This window comes from Thioalkalivibrio thiocyanodenitrificans ARhD 1, from assembly GCF_000378965.1.
Lineage (GTDB): Bacteria > Pseudomonadota > Gammaproteobacteria > Ectothiorhodospirales > Ectothiorhodospiraceae > Thioalkalivibrio_A > Thioalkalivibrio_A thiocyanodenitrificans.
Window position 1 is genome coordinate 575,273 of record NZ_KB900536.1, and the last position, 18,393, is coordinate 593,665.

At 65.6% G+C, this 18,393-nt stretch carries 16 protein-coding genes and 2 tRNA genes; 12 read left to right on the forward strand and 6 right to left on the reverse strand.

The genetic code is table 11. The features are described 5' to 3' along the window. Positions 1 to 187 precede the first annotated feature (187 nt). From gltX to THITHI_RS0102660, 4 genes are all read left to right on the forward strand, one after another. On the forward strand, positions 188 to 1,600 hold the full coding sequence (gltX, locus tag THITHI_RS0102645) for a glutamate--tRNA ligase (RefSeq protein WP_018231524.1): 1,413 nt from the start codon (positions 188 to 190) through the stop codon (positions 1,598 to 1,600). A 53-nt stretch (positions 1,601 to 1,653) separates the two neighbouring features. Next, a tRNA-Ala gene (locus THITHI_RS0102650) sits at positions 1,654 to 1,729 on the forward strand. Positions 1,730 to 1,767: 38 nt separating this feature from the next. Beyond that, positions 1,768 to 1,959 (forward strand): hypothetical protein, encoded by a 192-nt coding sequence (locus THITHI_RS0102655; RefSeq protein WP_018231525.1) that lies wholly within the window; start codon positions 1,768 to 1,770, stop codon positions 1,957 to 1,959. A 20-nt stretch (positions 1,960 to 1,979) separates the two neighbouring features. Next, positions 1,980 to 2,055 (forward strand) — tRNA-Glu (locus THITHI_RS0102660). A gap of 114 nt (positions 2,056 to 2,169) precedes the next feature. Here THITHI_RS0102660 and THITHI_RS0102665 read toward each other — a convergent pair. Both THITHI_RS0102665 and THITHI_RS0102670 read right to left on the reverse strand, forming a co-directional pair. Continuing rightward, a complete protein-coding gene (locus THITHI_RS0102665; RefSeq protein WP_018231526.1) occupies positions 2,170 to 2,730 on the reverse strand; it encodes a cob(I)yrinic acid a,c-diamide adenosyltransferase in 561 nt (186 codons plus the stop codon). Positions 2,731 to 2,793: 63 nt separating this feature from the next. Beyond that, on the reverse strand, positions 2,794 to 3,672 hold the full coding sequence (locus THITHI_RS0102670; RefSeq protein ID WP_018231527.1) for a vitamin K epoxide reductase family protein: 879 nt from the start codon (positions 3,670 to 3,672) through the stop codon (positions 2,794 to 2,796). 173 nt (positions 3,673 to 3,845) lie between these two features. Between THITHI_RS0102670 and THITHI_RS0102675 the strand changes: the two genes are divergently transcribed. Continuing rightward, positions 3,846 to 4,898, forward strand: a complete 1,053-nt coding sequence (locus THITHI_RS0102675) for an AIR synthase family protein (RefSeq protein WP_018231528.1) — start codon at positions 3,846 to 3,848, stop codon at positions 4,896 to 4,898. 45 nt (positions 4,899 to 4,943) lie between these two features. Beyond that, positions 4,944 to 5,423: a YbhB/YbcL family Raf kinase inhibitor-like protein gene (locus THITHI_RS0102680; RefSeq protein WP_018231529.1), complete on the forward strand. Its 480-nt coding sequence runs from the start codon at positions 4,944 to 4,946 to the stop codon at positions 5,421 to 5,423. 47 nt (positions 5,424 to 5,470) lie between these two features. Here THITHI_RS0102680 and THITHI_RS0102685 read toward each other — a convergent pair whose 3' ends face one another. Next, positions 5,471 to 6,739 (reverse strand): Npt1/Npt2 family nucleotide transporter, encoded by a 1,269-nt coding sequence (locus tag THITHI_RS0102685; RefSeq protein WP_156820452.1) that lies wholly within the window; start codon positions 6,737 to 6,739, stop codon positions 5,471 to 5,473. 89 nt (positions 6,740 to 6,828) lie between these two features. Here THITHI_RS0102685 and THITHI_RS18330 point away from each other — a divergent pair, with 89 nt between their 5' ends. Next, positions 6,829 to 7,722, forward strand: a complete 894-nt coding sequence (locus tag THITHI_RS18330; protein ID WP_018231531.1) for a serine hydrolase — start codon at positions 6,829 to 6,831, stop codon at positions 7,720 to 7,722. Here THITHI_RS18330 and THITHI_RS0102695 read toward each other — a convergent pair. From THITHI_RS0102695 to zapE, 3 genes are all read right to left on the reverse strand, one after another. Next, positions 7,688 to 8,962, reverse strand: a complete 1,275-nt coding sequence (locus tag THITHI_RS0102695; protein WP_198005562.1) for a serine hydrolase — start codon at positions 8,960 to 8,962, stop codon at positions 7,688 to 7,690. The genes THITHI_RS18330 and THITHI_RS0102695 overlap by 35 nt on opposite strands. Next, entirely contained in the window at positions 8,959 to 11,928 is a 2,970-nt protein-coding gene (locus THITHI_RS0102700; protein ID WP_018231533.1) for a PEP/pyruvate-binding domain-containing protein, read from the reverse strand. Before THITHI_RS0102700 ends, THITHI_RS0102695 begins: the two co-directional genes overlap by 4 nt. A gap of 220 nt (positions 11,929 to 12,148) precedes the next feature. Next, positions 12,149 to 13,231: a cell division protein ZapE gene (zapE, locus tag THITHI_RS0102705; protein WP_018231534.1), complete on the reverse strand. Its 1,083-nt coding sequence runs from the start codon at positions 13,229 to 13,231 to the stop codon at positions 12,149 to 12,151. Between the two features lie 158 nt (positions 13,232 to 13,389). Here zapE and THITHI_RS0102710 point away from each other — a divergent pair, with 158 nt between their 5' ends. The 5 genes from THITHI_RS0102710 (at position 13,390) to THITHI_RS0102730 (ending at position 18,368) form a co-directional block, all read left to right on the forward strand. Then, entirely contained in the window at positions 13,390 to 14,265 is an 876-nt protein-coding gene (locus THITHI_RS0102710; RefSeq protein ID WP_026186005.1) for a phosphate/phosphite/phosphonate ABC transporter substrate-binding protein, read from the forward strand. 53 nt (positions 14,266 to 14,318) lie between these two features. After that, positions 14,319 to 15,704 carry a sensor histidine kinase gene (locus THITHI_RS0102715; protein WP_198005563.1) on the forward strand — a complete coding sequence of 462 codons (1,386 nt, stop codon included), beginning with the start codon at positions 14,319 to 14,321 and terminating at the stop codon, positions 15,702 to 15,704. A 3-nt stretch (positions 15,705 to 15,707) separates the two neighbouring features. Next, positions 15,708 to 17,042, forward strand: a complete 1,335-nt coding sequence (locus THITHI_RS0102720; RefSeq protein ID WP_018231537.1) for a sigma-54-dependent transcriptional regulator — start codon at positions 15,708 to 15,710, stop codon at positions 17,040 to 17,042. 171 nt (positions 17,043 to 17,213) lie between these two features. Beyond that, the gene (locus THITHI_RS0102725; RefSeq protein WP_018231538.1) at positions 17,214 to 17,735 is read left to right on the forward strand and encodes a DsrE family protein; all 522 of its coding nucleotides are present in this window, start codon (positions 17,214 to 17,216) and stop codon (positions 17,733 to 17,735) included. 156 nt (positions 17,736 to 17,891) lie between these two features. Beyond that, the gene (locus tag THITHI_RS0102730; protein WP_018231539.1) at positions 17,892 to 18,368 is read left to right on the forward strand and encodes a DsrE family protein; all 477 of its coding nucleotides are present in this window, start codon (positions 17,892 to 17,894) and stop codon (positions 18,366 to 18,368) included. Positions 18,369 to 18,393: the final 25 nt, after the last annotated feature.

Here is an 18,393-nt window from a genome sequence, read left to right on the forward strand (position 1 = left end):
TCTGACCGGGGGACGGCGTATGGATGCAGGGAATATCATGTAGGCGGTGATTGCAGGACCGTAAGCGCCGGGGGACGGGCAATCATAACAGTTCGCCCCCCGGGGCCCGATGAACTGCGCTGATGAACGGGCGGGGCCCGTTTGGTACCCTATCGCATCCTTCAATCCGCCCAACCCGAGCATTTTCATGAAAGTTCGCACCCGCTTTGCCCCAAGCCCGACGGGCTATCTGCACATCGGCGGCGCCCGCACGGCGCTGTTCTCCTGGCTCTACGCCCGCAAGCACGGCGGTGACTTCGTGCTGCGCGTGGAGGACACCGATCTGGCCCGTTCCAATGCAGACTCGGTGAACGCGATCCTGGAGGGCATGAGCTGGCTGGGCCTCGAATACGACGAGGGCCCGTTCTATCAGACCCAGCGTTTCGACCGCTACAAGGAGGTCATCGCCCGGTTGCTGGACGAGGGCAAGGCCTACCACTGTTACTGCACCAGGGAAGAACTGGACGCCATGCGCGCCGAGCAGATGGCCAACAAGGAGAAACCCCGTTACGACGGCCGCTGCCGCCACCGGACCGAACCCCGCGAAGGGGTGGAGCCGGTAGTGCGATTCCGCAATCCCGATGACGGTGTCACGGTGGTGGAGGACATGGTGCGCGGGCGCGTGGTGTTCCAGAACAGCGAACTGGACGATCTCATCATCGCCCGCTCCGACGGCAGCCCCACCTACAATCTCACCGTGGTCGTGGATGACTGGGATATGGAGATCACACATGTGATCCGGGGTGACGACCATCTCAACAACACCCCGCGGCAGATCAATATCCTGAAGTCACTGGGCGTGGAACCGCCCCGGTACGCTCACCTGCCCATGATCCTGGGTCCCGACGGCGCCAAGCTCTCCAAGCGCCATGGTGCCGTGAGCGTCATGCAGTACCGGGACGACGGATTCCTGCCGGAGGCCCTGATCAACTACCTGGTGCGCCTGGGGTGGTCCCATGGTGATCAGGAGGTGTTCACCCTGGAGGAACTCATCGAGCTGTTCGATATCCTCGACGTGAACCACTCCGCTTCTGCGATCAACCCCGACAAGCTCCTGTGGCTCAACCAGCACTACATCAAGCACTCGGATCCGGATCACGTGGCACGTCATCTCTCGTGGCACATAGGCAACCGCGGCGTTGATCCGTCACTGCCGCCGCCGCTCCGGGATGTGGTGGTGGCCCAGCGTGAACGGGCAAAAACCCTGGCGGAGATGGCCGCCAACAGCGTGTATTTCTACCGGGATTTCGAGGATTACGACGAAAAGGCTGCCCGCAAGAACCTGGGGGATGAGGCGAAGCCGGTACTCCAGGCTCTGCACGCCGCCCTGGAGGCGGTAGGGGAGTGGACGCCCGAGGCCATCCATGGCGCCGTGGAAGCGGTGGCGCAGCGCCACGACCTCAAGCTCGGCAAGGTGGCCCAGCCGCTTCGGGTAGCGGTGAGCGGCGGCGGCGTCTCACCCCCCATCGACCAAACCCTGTCCCTGCTGGGTCGGGAGCGCACCCTGGCCCGCATCAAGCGGGCACTGGCCTATATCGAAGCCGGTGGCGATGATGCCTAGACCACTGCTTGACAAGGTAAAATCAGTCGCGTAAATTTCGCGACTTCCTTTAGGGGGCCATAGCTCAGCTGGGAGAGCGCTTGCATGGCATGCAAGAGGTCGGCGGTTCGATCCCGCCTGGCTCCACCAGATTTCCGTCCCGGTGCCTGACCGAGGAGCGATCCGCCATGTACCACTTCGGCCGCTACTCGATCATCGCCGGGATTGTTTTGACGGTGATCGCCATGGTGCTCGGCTTCGGGGCCATGTTCAGAGATGTGGAAGAATGGGCCAAGCTCTTCCTCTCGCTGATCCCCCTTGGATTTCTGATTGTGTTTACCGGGCTCGTCACCGTACTGCTGGTGGGTCCGAGGAAGTAGCGGTCAGGACGTTGTACACCGTCCCCATCGTCTAGAGGCCTAGGACACCGCCCTTTCACGGCGGCGACCGGGGTTCGAATCCCCGTGGGGACGCCATCTCCAGCATGCAGCCGGTGAAAGCGGTTGCCAGCAAAAAACCCGCCTCGTGCGGGTTTTTTGCTGGCCGATGCGCATTGCATACCCCGACGGCGCGGCTGCCGTCCCTCGAGTTCAGCCTTCATCCTTCTTCCTTCCACCTTTCCACAACACCTCTCCTTCCCCCGTCTCCCGGGCCAGCACGCGGGCCATGACGAACAGCAGGTCGGAAAGGCGGTTCAGGTACCTGCGCGCACCCGGCGTGACCGGTTCCTCCCGCGCGAGGTGTACTAGGCGGCGCTCGGCGCGCCGGCAGATGGCCCGGGCCTGGTGGCACAGGGCGGCGGCCTCTCCGCCTCCGGGCAGGATGAATTCCTTGAGGGGCGGAAGCGTGTCGTTGAGTTCATCCAGGCATGCTTCCATCCACGCCACCCGCTCGGGATCGAGCAGCGATTCCCCGGGCATGGACAGTTCGCCGCCCAGATCGAACAGGTCGTGCTGGATGTGCAGCAGCGGTTTCCGGCAGGACGCGGGCACCGGCCGCGCCAGCAGTACGCCGATCACGCTGTTCAGCTCGTCCACGTCCCCCATGGCCTCCACCCGCGCTGAATCCTTGGCAACGCGGTTGCCGGTGGCGAGCCCGGTGGTGCCGTCATCGCCGGTGCGGGTATAGATACGGGTCAGTCGATTGCCCATGAGGGCCTCCTGTGGCGAAGCATCCGGTGATGGCGTGCGCCAGGATCTGAAAAACTCGATGCATCAGTCTCCGCGCGCACCCTGCCAGTCGAAACCGGAATGACGTGCCAGTTCCTCCGGCGTCAGGATCTCCTCGTAGCGGCGTCCCCGGATGATCCAGGTGGGGAAGTTGCTGATACCCGCCGTGACACACTCGCCCGCAGGGCGTCCGTGACGCCCGTCCGGGGAACATTCCACGTAGGGCAGGTGCTCGTATGCACCGCGGAACAACCGGTTCTGTTGCTGGCAGGCGGGACACCAGTAGGCGCCGTAGTAGCGCGCGCCCGTATCGTCCAGGTGCAGTGCGAGGCGTTCCAGGCGGGGATCCGCGGGTGGACTGAACAGGTCGCTGTAGTAGGCATGCAGCGTACCCACGATCACGGCGGCCACCACGACGCTGCTCAGGGACCAGTTGAGCCAGGGCATGCCGGGCGCCGTTGCCGGGCGCCTGAACGTGAGCCAGACGAACAGGGCAGTGATGATGGCCAGGGACAACAGGCACCAGATGCAGACCGCATCCAGGGCGACGATGCCCATCACGGTCAGGTAAGCGCTGATGGACAGGCCGATGAATGCGATCATCCAGAGCCGGCGCCAGCGTTTCAGCCGGGGAGCGCCCGCATACGCGATCAGTGCCAGCAGCGCATACACGCCGAATCCCCAGAGCGCGACCGGCAGGCCCAGCACCCGGGACCAGCGGCTCTGCTGTACCACGTCGCAGCCCGAGCCCTCGGCGCAGAGCGCCGGACCCGCGCCGGTCCATGCCACCAGGGTCAGATACGCGGTAATAAGCATGCCCAGGGCAGCCAGGCCCACGACCGTCCATTCGGGGGCATGCGCCGCGGCGGCGGGAGCGGGTCGTGATTCGGCCTTGCGGGAGGGCTTGCGTCTGGTCTTTGCCATGGGGCTGTGTTCACCTGTCCCTGAGTACCGCCGGAAGGCTAGCACCGCGCGGGATGGCAGACAATCCGGGCATCCGTTCATGGCGGAATCGTTGAGACCGGATATGCTCGGGACAGCGGCCCACGGCGGCGGGCGTGCGCAGACACCCGAAATCGGACGGAGGATCTCCCTCGATGGCACACGACACGCAGGATCCGGCACACCTGCCGGTCGGCAAACTGCCGCCGGCCCTGTTGGAGAAGCTCCTGCGCGCCGCGCCAACGGAGCACCCCGACCTGATCGTGGGTCCCGGTGTCGGACTGGACTGCGCGGTGCTCGACCTGGGCGACCGCCTGCTGGTCTGCAAGTCGGATCCCGTGACGTTCGTCACCGATGACCTGGGCCGGTACCTGGTGCGGGTGAATGCCAACGATGTGGCCACCACCGGCGCCGTGCCGCGTTGGCTGCTGGTGACCCTGATGCTGCCGGAAGAGAGTGCCGACGCGGCCATGGCAATCCGCATTATGGAACAGATCGGGGAGGTGTGCCGGGCGCTCGGTATCACGCTCATCGGCGGCCACACCGAGGTGACCCACGGCCTCACGCATCCGGTGGCCGCGGGCACCCTGCTGGGCGAAGTGGCGCGCGAACGGCTGGTGACGCCCCGGGGCGCCCGCAGCGGCGACCGGCTGCTGCTGACCAAGGGTGTACCCATCGAGGGCACGGCGATCCTTGCTGCGGAATTCGCCGACCGCCTGCAATCCGCATTGACGCCCGGGGAACTGGAGACTGCCCGCCGGTTCTCCGATGACCCGGGGATCAGCGTGGTGGAAGATGCCCGCATCGCCCTGTCGGCGGGCCGGGTGACGGCCATGCACGATCCCACCGAGGGCGGCGTGGCCACGGCTCTGTGGGAACTGGCCAGGGCGAGCGGCAGGACCCTTCGCGTGACGCCGCAGGCGATTCCCGTACCACCCCTGGCGGCCCGCGTGTGCGCCACGCTCGGGCTGGACCCGCTGGCCACCATCGCCTCCGGCGCCCTGCTGCTGACGGTGCCGCCCGAGGATGCGGCCCGCGTGATCGAGGCCATGGAGGCCGCGTCGATACCCTGCGCCGACATCGGCGAGGTGGCGGGGGAGGGTGCCCGGGTCGAGGGACCCGATGGCCCCTGGCCGGAGCCGGCGCGCGATGCCCTGGCGGCGCTGTTCGACGGGCGGCCCGCGTCCTTGCACCGGCCTTCCGGTTAGGCGTACGGTTTTCAGGCCAGCCACGGGATCATCGAGGAGACGGCCATGGGGTTTGCACTGTCGGACATGCAGCTGACCGGCCCGGCGTTCGGTCAGGGGGACGCGATTCCGGTCAGACACACCGGCGAGGGCGACGATATCTCGCCGCAGCTGTCCTGGAGCGGGGCGCCCAGGGGGACGCGCGGTTTTGCCGTGATCTGCCATGATCCCGATGCGCCGCTGCTGTCACCGGGCGGCACCTACGGATTCGTGCACTGGGTGCTGTACAACATTCCCGCATCGGCGGACGGACTGGTCGAGGGCACGGGCGATTTCACCGCGGGGCGCAATGACTTCGGCAGGCCCGGCTACGGAGGACCCATGCCGCCTCCGGGACACGGGCAGCACAGGTACTATTTCTGGGTGCTGGCCCTGGACCGGGAGACGCAGTTAAAACCGGGCCTGACACTCTGGGAGCTGCTGGCGCAGGTCGAACCCATGGTCATCGGCATGAACCGGCTGGTGGGTACGTATCAGCGCGGTTGATGGCATATCCCTGCCGTCCGGCGCGGGCGGGGCAACGGTGACCACCCTCATGCAGGCGCCCGGATGGCGGCCGCCCTGGCCAGGATCCCCTTGTACTCTCTGCCCAGATGCGTCAGCGCCAGCATCCACACCAGACACACGCCCAGCACCAGCCAGCCCAGCTCGGCGGCGCTGATGGTCCAGGGTAACCACTGGGTGAGCAGGAGGATGAGCAGCGAGCCCAGCACCTTGAACATGCGGTAGCCGAACATGTCGATCCAGGCCTTGGCGCGGAACATGAGCAGCGGTTCGATGGGCACGTAGAGCAGTTCCTTTGATGCGCGATTGATGGAATACGACAGGCCCCGGTCGGCGATCTTGAGAAATGCGCCGGCCTGAAGCGTGGCCTGGGACATGTACCACAGGCTGCCGATCATCACTGCCACGGGTTGTGCGAACAGCCCCGCCATGACGCCGAACCAGCGATGCACCAGCGGGGTGATCAGCAGGTTGATGCCGATGGCCACCGCGCTCATGACACTGAAGAAGGCGCCCAGGTAGGCGGTGCGCGCGTCCCGCCCGACGATGTTCTCCTCGATCACCTTCATGAACTGGTATTCGATCAGCGGTTCGGCCACCTGCGCGAGCAGCAGGATGGCCGCGATGATCAGCAGGTAGCGGTGCTGCAGGATGGCACGCCAGTCGCGCGATGTGACTTCGCGATGATTTCGCACGCCGGGCCGCTCGTGGTACAGGCCGAGTCTGCCCATGAGCAGGGTCAGGCACACCAGCAGTCCGATGATGCCGGCCGCCACCAGCAGCAGGTCCATGGTTTCCAGCCCCGTCCGACTGATCAGCAGGCTCGAGGCACTGCCGCCAGCCACGCCACCGGCCAGCCCGCCGGTCGCGATCAGGCCGTACCAGCGCTTGCCCTCGCTGGTGCTGAAGGTGGTGTTCGTCAGGCTCCAGAACTGTTCGACCATGATCACGCTGAACATGTCCACGAAGATGTAGAACGCGAAGGCCTGGACGAATCCGCTGTCGCTGACCAGCGGATAAAACAGGAACAGGACGGCGATGACGATGGCGCAACTGCCGAGCACCACGTGGAAGCGCGAGAAGCGCGCGATCAGGTGATGGTAGAGCCCGATTGTGATGGCGAGCGCCAGTGCGGTGGCGATCCACACATAGGGCAGATAATCGGCGCCCAGCGAAGAGATGAAGATGGAGCGGCTCGCCGGCTTGAGGTGATACAGCGCGGCAATGATCAGGAAGAAGTTTGTGAACAGCAGCACACCGCGCAGGAGGGATGCACTGCGATTATGAGGTTCGATCATTGCGTTGCGTTCGCGCTGTGTGGCATGATCGTTGCATTCCCACTTTGAATTCAACTCCTGACGACCGTTGACCGGTTACGAGGCGCTTCATGCTGTTCAGACTGCTGCTGGTGACAGGCGTTTCACTGGGACTGCTGATGGCAGTCCATGCCGCGCCTCCGCAACAGACGTCGCCCCTGCGTGATGCCGTGAACCCCGCCCTCCAGGCGAAACTGGAGGAACGACTCCAGCGCCTGAACCTGGAATCCGCGGTACGCAGCAGGCAACTGGCCGTGTCCCTGGTCGACATCACCGATCCCGCCAAGCCCCGCCTGGCCCATGTCAACGGACACGACATGATGTATGCGGCCAGCCTGCCGAAGATCGCCATCCTGCTGGCCGCCTTCGAACGCATCCATGAAGGGAAACTCCCGCTCGATACCGAGAACCGTCGGCTGATGACCGACATGATCCGCCGCTCGTCCAATACGGCCGCGACCGAGATGATACGGCGGGTCGGGCCGGAGTATATCAACGAGCTGCTCAGATCACCGAAATACCGTCTCTACGACGCGAACATGAACGGCGGACTCTGGGTCGGCAAGGAGTACGGCCGGGGCGCGGCCTACCAGCGTGATCCGCTGCACAATCTCTCCCATGGCGCCACCGCCTTCCAGGTGGCGCGTTTCTACTACATGCTCGAGACCGGACGGCTGGTGTCGCCCGAGCTGTCCCGGGAAATGAAGGGCATGCTTGGCGATCCGGGTATCCGGCACAAGTTCGTTCAGGGCCTGCTGGCCGGCGCCCCCGAGGCGCGGGTCTACCGCAAGTCCGGCACCTGGCGCGAATGGCATGCCGACAGTGCCATCGTCGAGCACGCCGGGCGCACCTACATCGCCGTGGCGCTGGCCCGGAACCCGAACGGCGGTGAATGGTTCACCAATCTCATCGTCGAACTGGACAGGATCATCATGGGGCAGCCGGTTCGGCATGCCGGTCTCTGATCAGTGCATGCAGGCGGGTCGCAAAGGTCTGATGCTCGACGGCGGCATTGCGGTACAGCACGTTCGACGTGAGTGCGACCAGGTAGAACAGCCGGGGCTCACCCGCCGGTGACTCGATGATGGCCACTGAGTGCATCAGGTTCATCACGTTGCCCTGGTATCTCCTGCACGTGTAACCCTCTTCGGGCTCGCACCGGTAGAATGACCCGGACTTGAAATAGACCGCGGCGTCATTGAGCGCGGGCGAAGAAGCGTAACGGATACGCCGCTCCGTCATGTACAGCAGCCGCTTCAGCTCCAGGCTCGACCACTCGTCCACCAGCAGTCCCTGTTCCATGCGTACCAGCATGCGCATCAGCTCGCGCACCGTGCTGACGCTGCCGGAGCCCGGCACCAGACGCCTGCCCTCGCTGGTAAAGAACGATCCCTGGCGCAGTCGCTCCGTATCCAGCCCGTTGCGTGCCAGCGGCGACACCAGGCTGTCGCGCAGCAGCTCGCCGCGTTCTCCGACCGGGGTGTCGCGAAACAGGGCCGCTTCGTCATCGGCGGAGACCGGATAGTCCCGGCCGAAACGGCGCAGCAGCATCAGTTGCCTGATGACCGTGCTGGCGGCCGCATTGGAACTCGCCGACATCATCCAGTCCAGGTAACTCCACAGGTTCGCGGTATCCCCCTCGCGCAGCGGCCGGCGCGTCATGCGCTGCTGTTCGGGTTCCCAGAGGGGTACCGTGTGGGAATCGTGGCGGATGAAGCGATCGGCCGTGACCTGGGTCTCCCTGAGCAGCCGCTTGCGGGCGGCTATGTCGTCGGGATGCAGATCAGCCAGGGCCTGCAGCATCGCCACGCCCACCATGACCTTGCCGACGCTGCCGGGAATCAACGCCGCCTGCCCCCTGTGTTCCGCATACAGCGGCACATCGGGATCGCTGAGGTCGAGCACGCTGACGCTGGTATCGGGTGCCGCATCGCCCAGCAGGCGGGCGATATCCCTCGCGAGTGCCGAATCGGGTTCGGGGATCTCGAAATCCGGCCGATCACGCAGGCGCAAACGGATCTGACTGCTGCCGAGCAGGGCGCCGGGCAGCAGGCGGTTACCTGGTATCTGCCCCTGATTGGCGAGCCGGTAGCCTTCCAGCCGGGCGATACCGGTCTCCTCGAAGGCATCGATGGGATAGCCGCCGGCGCCATTGAGTGACAGCGCCAGCGCGCCTCCGAGCAGCATGAGGAGCGGGCGTTTCACGGGAGGGCTCGCTCCACGACGATGGACGGTGGCGGTTCACGCAGGTCAACCGGTATTCGTTGACGGGCGGTCTCGGGCAGATCCATCCCGATCAGATACTGACTCTGGCGCGCGCGCCGGCTTTCCACGAAGGGCCTGATCTGGAACAGGGAGAGTCGCCCGTCGCTGAATCCGAACTCGATGTCCGCTGCCACGGGTGTGCCGTCAGGACCGGACGGCATCTCCATGCGCGAAGCCAGGTCGTCGACCAGCGCGCGCAGCTGATCGATCTCGTCCGGCGTGAGCACGGTTTCGTGCCCGCTGGCCGGGACCATGCGCATACCGCCGCCCGCCACAGGTTCGGCGCGCAGCGGCGCACTGGCCTGGGACAGCAGTCGGACTTCGCCGGTGGCGCGATGCACGCGCAGTTCCTCGGCAGCCTGTCCGTCCACGGCGCCGCCAACACCTTCGCTGGTGGCGATGGACAGCCAGTCCCGGTCTCCCGTGTCCACGTCCGCCGTCACCAGCACCCCGGACTTCTGCGAGGGAAAGGTTTCCAGGAGCAGTACCGACGGATAGACATGCTCGGGCTGCGGCATGTGCGCCTGGCGCCAGGCATAGGCGCGGTCACTGAAAGGCGAGGCCCACACCGTGCGAATGGCCCGCACGATGGACTCGAAGCCCACGACATTGGGTACGGTGAGGTTCAGGCCGGCGCCGGTGAAGCCGGGCAGATCCTCCACGTTGGTGTCGCTGCGCACGAACACGCCGGGCGTATCGGCGCTGCCGAAGGTCTCTTCCAGCGCCTCCCGCAGCCGGGCACGGAATGCCTCGCCGGGGTCGGTCGTGACGATCCAATCGCGCAGCATTTCAAGCATGACTCGGGTCTCCGCCTCCCGCCGTGCGGGGTCACTGATGGCGTGCAGCCGCGCGTATTCGTCCCGCAGCCAGTCGTAGGCGGCCGGTCCGTCCGGGACGATGGGCTGATCGAGCATGGCCCGAAACACGCCGAAGGGGATCACAACGCCGGGGTTCACGTGCTGCGGGTAATGGTGCAGGAGTTCTCCCAGGTTGGCGGCCTTGGGGCCGACACTGCGTCCCGCATCCTCCGCCCGGAGCGCGCCCAGGGGCAGAAGACGGGTGGTGCGCAGGTCGAGCTTGCCGAGATTCGGGGCAATGACCACCTCCGGGGCGAGCGCCTCCGCGCCGAGGACCTCGTCCCAGTGTGTGCCGTCGGATGCAATGCGCACACCACCGCGCGGGCTGACCGCCACCACCACCCGGGCACCCAGATGGGCGTCGAGCAACGGGATCAACGCATCGTCGATGACCACGTTGGGAATGCCGAGATTGCGCGCCAGCAGCTGCACATGGGACAGGGAACTGCCTTCACCGCGGGTCAGGATGCCGGAGACCGGCGGCAGCTCCGACGTGGTGGAGGGGAGCAGGTAGATGCCGTCCCTGCGAAATGCCGCCGGGTCCTCCGGCGCCTCCAGCAGCACGCCCCGGGCCAGCCCCGGGTTGAGCGGCCGCAGACCGCCGGCTACCTCCTGTCCAAACAGTTCCTGCCGCACCCCGGCAAGCACATGGGCGTCCTGCAGGAGGACGTCGAGCGTACGCGTATAAGGCAGCAACGGGCCGCCGCGCAGGGTGTCCGGGACATAATGGACCCCCAGCGGCGTGATGTCGGACCACAGTCTCACGGTGGGCTCGAAGTGAAACTCCAGTGCCCGCTGTGCCCACTGTGACACCCGCGACAGGTAGCGCATCCAGGTGAAATAGGCCTCGGCATCCAGGGCGTCGTCCTGCACCAGGCGGTCAATGTGCGCGTCCAGGGCCTGCCATTGCCGCTCCGACAGCAATCCCGCCGCGAACAGCGACATCCCGAAGCTGCGCAACCAGTTCAGACGGGTCAGGCGATCGGCCCCGGCGGATGCCTCCATGAGCCAGTTGCCCACCGCATAGACCTCGTGTTCCATGGCCAGGCCGGCCTGAAGGAGCCGCAACCGGTCCGCCGGCGCGAGGGCCGCGTCTTCCTGAAACAGGCCGCGCCACTGCCGCGCGAAACCGGCCGCCAGGTGGAGCCGTGCCTCCAGATCCGCGGCGTCGTTCAACTCCCCGACAGCATCGGCGATGGCGGCCCGCAGGCGCGACCCGCCGCTCTCCGCCATCAGCCGCTCCAGCCGGTCGACGGCGGTCTGCGGCCCGTACAGCGCATCCAGAGCCGCCGCCAGGCTGCGGTAATCATCCACCAGTTCCGGCAGTCCCTGACGGGCCGCGTGGTTACGTACCCGTTGGGCGTCACCGGCATCCGGCATGCCGTGAAGCTTGATGCGCAGATCCTGAAAGCCGGGATCTTGTGCAGCGATCTCCGTGGACAGCCGGCGTACGGTTACCGTGGCCGGTTGCTCGGCGTCGATGGGCAACAGGCGGGCCGCCTCGCGCAGCAAAAGGTAGCGGGCCGGATCGCGCCAGCCGGGATCGTCCACCATGGCCAGCAGCAGCCTGCGCGCGGAAGCGTACTCGTCCTCCACCTGGATGGCACCGCGATAGTAACGGGCCTGGCGGAAGACCCAGCCGTCGTCGTTGCGGATCAGGAAGCGTTCCAGCAGGATCTGGCGCAACGCGTCCAGGCGCGCATCGGGGCCGGTAAAGTCCCCGGGTTCCAGGTCCGCCAGCAGCGTGGCGATCAGATAGCCCTGGTCGCGAATCGCCCGGGTGCGTTCACCCCATTCCCCGTGCTGGACTCCGCCGCCGTGGGGTCGGCAGGCATAGGGCTCCGGCGGAAGGATGGTGCCATCGGCACAGAACCAGCGGATGCGCCAGAAGGGTCCGCGCGGCGCGGTCTTCATCTCGTCGATCCATTGACGCATCTGGGCCGGCTCGGGCGCCGGCGGCACCCCGGTGTCGGCACGCAGGCCGCCGGCCAAAACAAGCAGGCATGCCAGGGCGGGAAACAACAGCAGACTTGGGCGGGAGACAGGCATGGGAGTGCGCGTTTCCGGTGAACGCCGACGGTGCCGGACGCCCCCGGCAGATCTGTCCGTATGAGCCGCGGATCCGGCAGGCATGGGACCTACTGTATCCACCTTAATGGCAGCGGACGGGTCTGGCAAACGCAGCGACGCGTCCGGACCGCTGGATCCATAACGCAACGAACCCAACGGAAGGCGGAAACGGAGTGTCGTCCGCCATGGGAGGACGGCCTCAGGGCAGATGCGGCTCCGCAAGATACCCCCGCGACTGCATTTCGTGCAACCGGCTCAGGGTGCGCTGAAACTCGAAGGACAGCCACTTGCCCTGATAAAGGTCTTCAGGGGTGACGGCCGCGGAAAGGATGAGCTTGACGTTGCGATCGTAGAACTCGTCCACCATGGCCATGAAGCGCCGGGCCGGGTTCTCCATGGACTCGTCCATCATGGGCACATCGGACACCAGCACCGTGTGGAACATGCGGGCGATCTCCACATAATCCAGCTGACTGCGGGGACCGTCGCAGATGTCACTGAACCGGAACCAGACAACTCCGTCGGCCACGCGCTCCACCGGAATGCGCCGGCTGACAATCTCCACGTGCCCGCCCGCATGGCCCGGTTCCGGGGCGATGGCGTCAAAGGCCTCGGTCAGACGCCTGTCGGCATCCTCGTCCAGGGGTGCATGGTAGAGCTCGGCCTTCTCCAGGGAGCGCAGGCGGTAATCGGTATCCCCGTCCAGGTGGAGAACTTCCAGATGCTGCCTGATCAGGTCGATGGCGGGGAGAAACAGGTGCCGGTGGAGACCGTTTCTGTAGAGATCGTCGGGGGGGATGTTGGAGGTGGTGATGAGGGTGACCTTGTGCTCGAACATGCCTGCCAGGAGCTTGTGCAGTAGCATCGCGTCGGTGATGTCGGAGACGTAAAACTCGTCCAGACAGACGACACGTGCCTCGGCCAGCCGCCGGGCGACGATATCCACGGGGTCGGGCTGCTTGCGAAGCGTCTTCAACTCCTCGTGCACCCGTTGCATGAAACGATGGAAATGCAGCCTGAGCTTGTTGTCGACGGGCAGTTGCTCGAAGAACGAATCCACCAGATAGGTCTTGCCCCGGCCCACGCCGCCCCACAGGTAGAGCCCCTGGACAGAAGGCCTCGGCGGTTCGCGGCCCAGAAGGCGGGCCACGAGGCCCGCACGCGGGGCAGGGCGGTGCATGGCATCATGGATTCGCTGCAGGCTGACCACGGCCCGTTCCTGGGCAGGGTCATAGTCCAGGTGATCCTGCTGCACGGCTTGCAGGTAGGTTTGAAGAGGCATGCTGCTCGAGGTTCGAATCCGTCCGGGATGCTGCGTCGCAGCATAACATGCCTCCGCACCCGCTCCTACCCGCACGGCAGGGGATGCCGCCATTGCCCGGGATGGCTGATACACTCGACGCGATCACAGTCATGGCAGGTCGGTCCAGGAGAATGATGATGCATGTCGCTTTTCGTCCGGACGGTCTTTCGGATGCGCTTGTACGTACCTGGATCGGGTTCATCCTGTTTGCGTGCCTGGGTGCGGCGCCCCTTGGCGCGGCGGCAGGTGACCCGCGTCAGGCCCTGGAAGTCCCGGAGCACTATCGCCTTGGCGTAATCCCCTGGCAGAGCCCTTCGAAGCTGGCCGGCATGTTCCTGCCATTGGCGGACGTGCTGGAACGGGGCCTGGCCCATCCGGTGCAGTTCGTCACCGCACCGGGATACCGGCAGTTCGTGGAACGCGTGAAGGCCCGGGACTATCACCTGGTCTACCTGAACCCCCTGCTGTACCCCCAGGCCCGAGAGGCCGGCTACCGGGTCGTGGCCCGGCTGGCGGGGGACGGGATGAACGGCATCCTGGTCGCCCGCCAGGATCGCGCCATGCCCTCCTTTGACCAGTCCGTGCGCGAGCGCCGCCTGCGCCTCGCGCTGCCGTCCGAAGAGGCCTATTCGGCGCGGGTGCTGCGCGAGCACCTTGGCACCATGGGGCTTTCCCTGGACGACTTCGATGTGGAGTACTTCGGTTCCCAGGATTCGGCACTGCTCGCCGTGCACAGCGGCCGGGCGGACATCAGCGGCACCTGCCTGCCTTCACTGCGATCCATGCCCGAGGCGGTGCGCAGCGACTTGCAGATCGTAGAGCAGACGCCGCCCCAGGCGGCCATGCTGCTGGCAGTGCGTGACGATGTGCCCGAGGCCGTGTCCGCCGCACTGGTGGAGATACTGGTGGAACTCCACAATCATGGCGCGGGACAACAGGTGCTCAATGCACTGGGCTTTTACGAAGGTTTCGCGGTGGCCAGCGAAGCCGATATCGCGCAACGCTCTCGGTAATGTCTGCAGACAGCGGGACACACCCCGCCGGGAGCGGGGATACCGATCCGCGTGTGCCCTTGACGCGCACCCTGCGTTTCCGCCTGATCATGTCGGTGGCGCTGGTGCATGCGCTGCTGATGGGTGTGTTCGTCTGGCATGCCTTGACCACCGAATCGGAGCGTCTGCGCACGGACACTCAGAATCGCGCCGAGGCCCTGTCGGTGCTGCTGTCGGTGGCCACCACCAACGCGGTGCTCACAGAGGATCTGGGCTCGCTGGCGGAGGTGATCGACCGGGTCGGCCGGCACCCGGACGTGACCCATGCGCAGATCATCGACCGCCGTGGTTTCGTGCTCGCCGGCACCGAGGCGGAGGCGGTGGGCCGGCCCGTGGTCGAAGCCGCGGCGGACGAATTGTCGCGCGAGGACCTCCTGCTGCGGCTGCACCGGGACATCGAGGTCTCGGGCAATGTGGTGGGCGAGGTATATCTGGAGATGTCCATGGCCCAGATGCACGGGCTCCTGGCGGCACGCAGAAACCAGGCACTGATCTTCATTCTGTTCGCCATGGGTATCGGCGGCGTGGTGGCCTGGCTGATCTCCCTGCACATCACCCGGGATCTCCATGCCATGAGCGCGGCGGCCAGCCGCGTGGGGCAGGGGGACCTGAGCGTGCGGGTGGGTGTCAACGCCCGCGACGAGATCGGTCACCTCGCCGCGGGTTTCAACAGCATGGTCGAATCCCTGGAGGCCCTCTCCGCCGAGGCCCGTGACGAACACGCCAAACGCATCGAGGCCGAGCGCCTCTCCTACGCAGGCCAACTGGCCGCCCACATGGCCCACGAGATCCGCAATCCCCTGTCCGCGGTGATCAATTCGGTGAAGCTCCTGGAGCGCGCGGAACTGGCCTCCCGGGACCGCTCGCAGCTGGTGGACATCATCAACGGAGAGACCCAGCGCCTTCAGCGGATCCTTCAGGGTTTTCTGGACTCGGCCAGGACCCAGGAACTGCGGCTGGAGACGGCGGATGCCTCGAGTCTGGTCGAACAGGTGGTGCACCTGGCGTGCCGGGATTCGGAGGCGGGCGAGCGGATCCGGGTGCATCTGGATTTTCACCAGCGCCCCTGCCCGGTGGTGCATGATGCCGACCAGTTGCGCCAGGTGATCTGGAACCTGGTGCTCAATGCCATCCAGGCCATGCCTGAAGGGGGCCGGCTCACGATCAGCACCGATCCCCGTGGCGAGCGCGTACGGTTCACGGTGCAGGATACGGGCGAGGGCTTTCCGTGCCACCTGCTTTCGTTCGCCACGGAGCCCTTCTATACCGGGCGCAGGAACGGCATCGGGCTGGGGCTGGTGATCGTGCAGCGCATCCTCTCGCAGCACGGCACGCGGCTGGAGATCGACAGCCGCGAGGGGCAGGGTACACGCATGAGTTTCGAGCTGGACATGGGATAGACGATGGCGACGATTATGATCGTGGATGACGAGTTCTCGGTACGGCGCACCCTGGGCATGTACCTGGACCTGGAGGGGTTCCGGATTCTGGAGGCGGCCGATGTGCCGCAGGCCCGGGAACTGCTTGCCGCCAACCGGGTGGATGTCCTGGTCACCGATATGCGACTGGGTAATGATGCCGGCACCAGCCTGCTGACATTCCTGCGCGAGCAGGGCAGCGACACGGGCAGCATCGTCATGACCGGCTACGGCTCCATCGAGAGCGCCGTGGAGGCCATGCGTCTCGGGGCCTTCGACTACCTCACCAAGCCCGTGAATCCGGACGAGCTGGTGCTTCGGGTGCGCAAGCTTCTGGAGCAGCGTTCACTCCGCGAGGAGGTCATGCGGCTGCGTGATCAGCTGGCCGGCCAGTCGAAACTCGCGCACGTGGTGGCCAGGAGCCAGGCCATGCAAGACATCCTGGGGGTGATCGAGCGCATCCGGCAGCGTGACATTCCCGTGCTCATCACCGGCGAAACGGGCACCGGCAAGGAGGTGCTGGCCACCGCACTGCATCAGACCAGCAGCCGTGCCGACAAGGCGTACATCACCGTCAACTGCGCCACGCTGCCCGAGGATCTGCTGGATTCGGAGCTGTTCGGCCACATGAAGGGCGCATTCACCGGGGCCGTGAGCAACGCCCGTGGCCTGTTTCAGCAGGCCGACGGCGGCACACTGTTCCTGGACGAGATCGGCGATGTGAGTCCCCGGCTCCAGGCCAAGCTCCTGCGCGTCCTGCAGGAGGGGGAGGTACGCCCCCTGGGCGGCGAGAGGACCCTCACGGTGGACGTGCGCGTGATCGCCGCGACCAATCGGGACCTGGGTGCCATGGTCTGCGCGGGCGAGTTCAGGGAAGATCTCTTTTTTCGCCTCAATGTACTGCCGATCCATATTCCGCCCCTGCGCGAACGCCGTGAGGACATTCCCGCGCTGGCGGAAAGTTTCGTGGCACGTGTACGTGCGCAGTATGAACGGCCGGAACTGGGCCTCAGCCAGGACGCCATCCGGAAGTTGGCGGCCCATGACTGGCCCGGCAACATCCGTCAGCTTCAGAACGTGATCGAACGCAGCTTCGCGCTCCATCCGGGGCCCGTGCTTCGCGCGCAGGAGGTGCTCATCACCACCGGGTCCGGCGCGGGCCCGGCGGATGAGCCCGAACACCTGCTGCCGCTGGCCCAGGTGGAGCGGCGCCACATCCGCCGCGTCCTGGCCGCGCACAACGGCAACCAGGTGGCGTCGGCCCGCGTTCTGGGCATCGGACGCTCCACGTTGCGGCGCAAGCTGGAAGAGGATGGGTGATTCAATCTGATACATGGCAGTCCCGTTTTGAGACATTCCGCTCCAGGGTCACGCACTCAAGTCACTGAATCCACGGGCAGACTCCGGATGGCATCAACATTGCTCCTTCGCCGGTGCGGGCCGCAAGAGGCTTGCGTGGAAACAGCCATCAATGACCGGAGGAATACCCGAATGTCCCTGACAAAGTCACTCATGCTCGCCTGCCTGCTGATCCTGCCCGTGTCCGCCTTTGCGGATCAGGCACCCTCGCCGTACGGCAAGGCCAAGACCAACATGCACGAGTACGCGAAGATCGATACGGTGTTCGACGTGAACTACGAGGATCCGAACCAGCTAAACACCCTGTACTTCTTCGTGCGCAACACCTCGCGGGCACTGGGCGGCAAGGTCGTGGTGGTGACGCACGGACCGGAACTGCGCGCCTTCGCCCGTGAGAACTATGACAGGTACCAGGGTGTCATGGATCGCATGGCAGAGCTGGCCAAGGAAGGCGTGGAATTCCGCATGTGCAACAATGCCATGAAGGCGGCCGGATTCGAGGCCGAGGACATGCACGGGTTCGTCACCATCGTGCCCGCCGGATTCCCGGAGGTCGCGGCCCTTCAGGCCCAGGGCTACCAGTATGTCAACCCGCTGCCGCTGCCGGTACGCGACGTACGCTACCTGGAGCGTCCGGAACTGAAGAAGCAGTAATCGTCAGGCCCGGGGCACAGGCGCCCGGCCGAGCGGCAACGCGGCCCCGGTTCCCGGGGCCGTTTTCATTGCACCGATCGGACGCCGCGATCGGCGGCGCGCTAATCTCGTCCGGTCCGGATTTACATCGGTCCTGTCAAAAACGGAGGATATGTCATGTACAGCAAACTGAACCGGATACTCATCGTGCTGACTGCCATGCTGCTCCCGGTCCAGATCCATGCCGGCGAGGCCCCCTGGGGCCGCGCAGCGGAGATGGCGTCCGAGTATGCCGAACAGAAGGTCGTCTATGACCTGTTCGGCGCCGCGGAGGCGGTGGAGAGCGCGCTGGACCGGGCCAGCTTCCTGAGCATGCTCAATGACGCCGATCCCTTCGATCACAAGATCGTGGTGGTCATACACGGCGATGCCATACCGCATTTCGCCGTGGCGCATTACCCTGACAACAGGGAGCTCATGATCCGGGCACAGAGCCTGTCCGTGGGGGACATCGTGGAATACCGGTTGTGCGGGGCCGCTGCCCGGATGCGCGGGTTCGAGGCGTCGGATTTTCACGGGTTCGTGAAGGTGGTGCCCATGGCGGACGCCGAGATCGTGAAGTTGCAGCAGCAGGGATTTGCGTACATGCAGTGACGGGCCCGGCCTACATCAGTGTGAT

Coding starts and splice junctions, on each gene's coding strand:
- gltX (WP_018231524.1), top strand. CDS start 188: ATGAAAGTTCGCACCCGCTTTGCCCCAAGCCCGACGGGCTATCTGCAC.
- THITHI_RS0102655 (WP_018231525.1), top strand. CDS start 1,768: ATGTACCACTTCGGCCGCTACTCGATCATCGCCGGGATTGTTTTGACG.
- THITHI_RS0102665 (WP_018231526.1), bottom strand. CDS start 2,730: ATGGGCAATCGACTGACCCGTATCTATACCCGCACCGGCGATGACGGC.
- THITHI_RS0102670 (WP_018231527.1), bottom strand. CDS start 3,672: ATGGCAAAGACCAGACGCAAGCCCTCCCGCAAGGCCGAATCACGACCC.
- THITHI_RS0102675 (WP_018231528.1), top strand. CDS start 3,846: ATGGCACACGACACGCAGGATCCGGCACACCTGCCGGTCGGCAAACTG.
- THITHI_RS0102680 (WP_018231529.1), top strand. CDS start 4,944: ATGGGGTTTGCACTGTCGGACATGCAGCTGACCGGCCCGGCGTTCGGT.
- THITHI_RS0102685 (WP_156820452.1), bottom strand. CDS start 6,739: ATGATCGAACCTCATAATCGCAGTGCATCCCTCCTGCGCGGTGTGCTG.
- THITHI_RS18330 (WP_018231531.1), top strand. CDS start 6,829: ATGCTGTTCAGACTGCTGCTGGTGACAGGCGTTTCACTGGGACTGCTG.
- THITHI_RS0102700 (WP_018231533.1), bottom strand. CDS start 11,928: ATGCCTGTCTCCCGCCCAAGTCTGCTGTTGTTTCCCGCCCTGGCATGC.
- zapE (WP_018231534.1), bottom strand. CDS start 13,231: ATGCCTCTTCAAACCTACCTGCAAGCCGTGCAGCAGGATCACCTGGAC.
- THITHI_RS0102710 (WP_026186005.1), top strand. CDS start 13,390: ATGCATGTCGCTTTTCGTCCGGACGGTCTTTCGGATGCGCTTGTACGT.
- THITHI_RS0102720 (WP_018231537.1), top strand. CDS start 15,708: ATGGCGACGATTATGATCGTGGATGACGAGTTCTCGGTACGGCGCACC.
- THITHI_RS0102725 (WP_018231538.1), top strand. CDS start 17,214: ATGTCCCTGACAAAGTCACTCATGCTCGCCTGCCTGCTGATCCTGCCC.
- THITHI_RS0102730 (WP_018231539.1), top strand. CDS start 17,892: ATGTACAGCAAACTGAACCGGATACTCATCGTGCTGACTGCCATGCTG.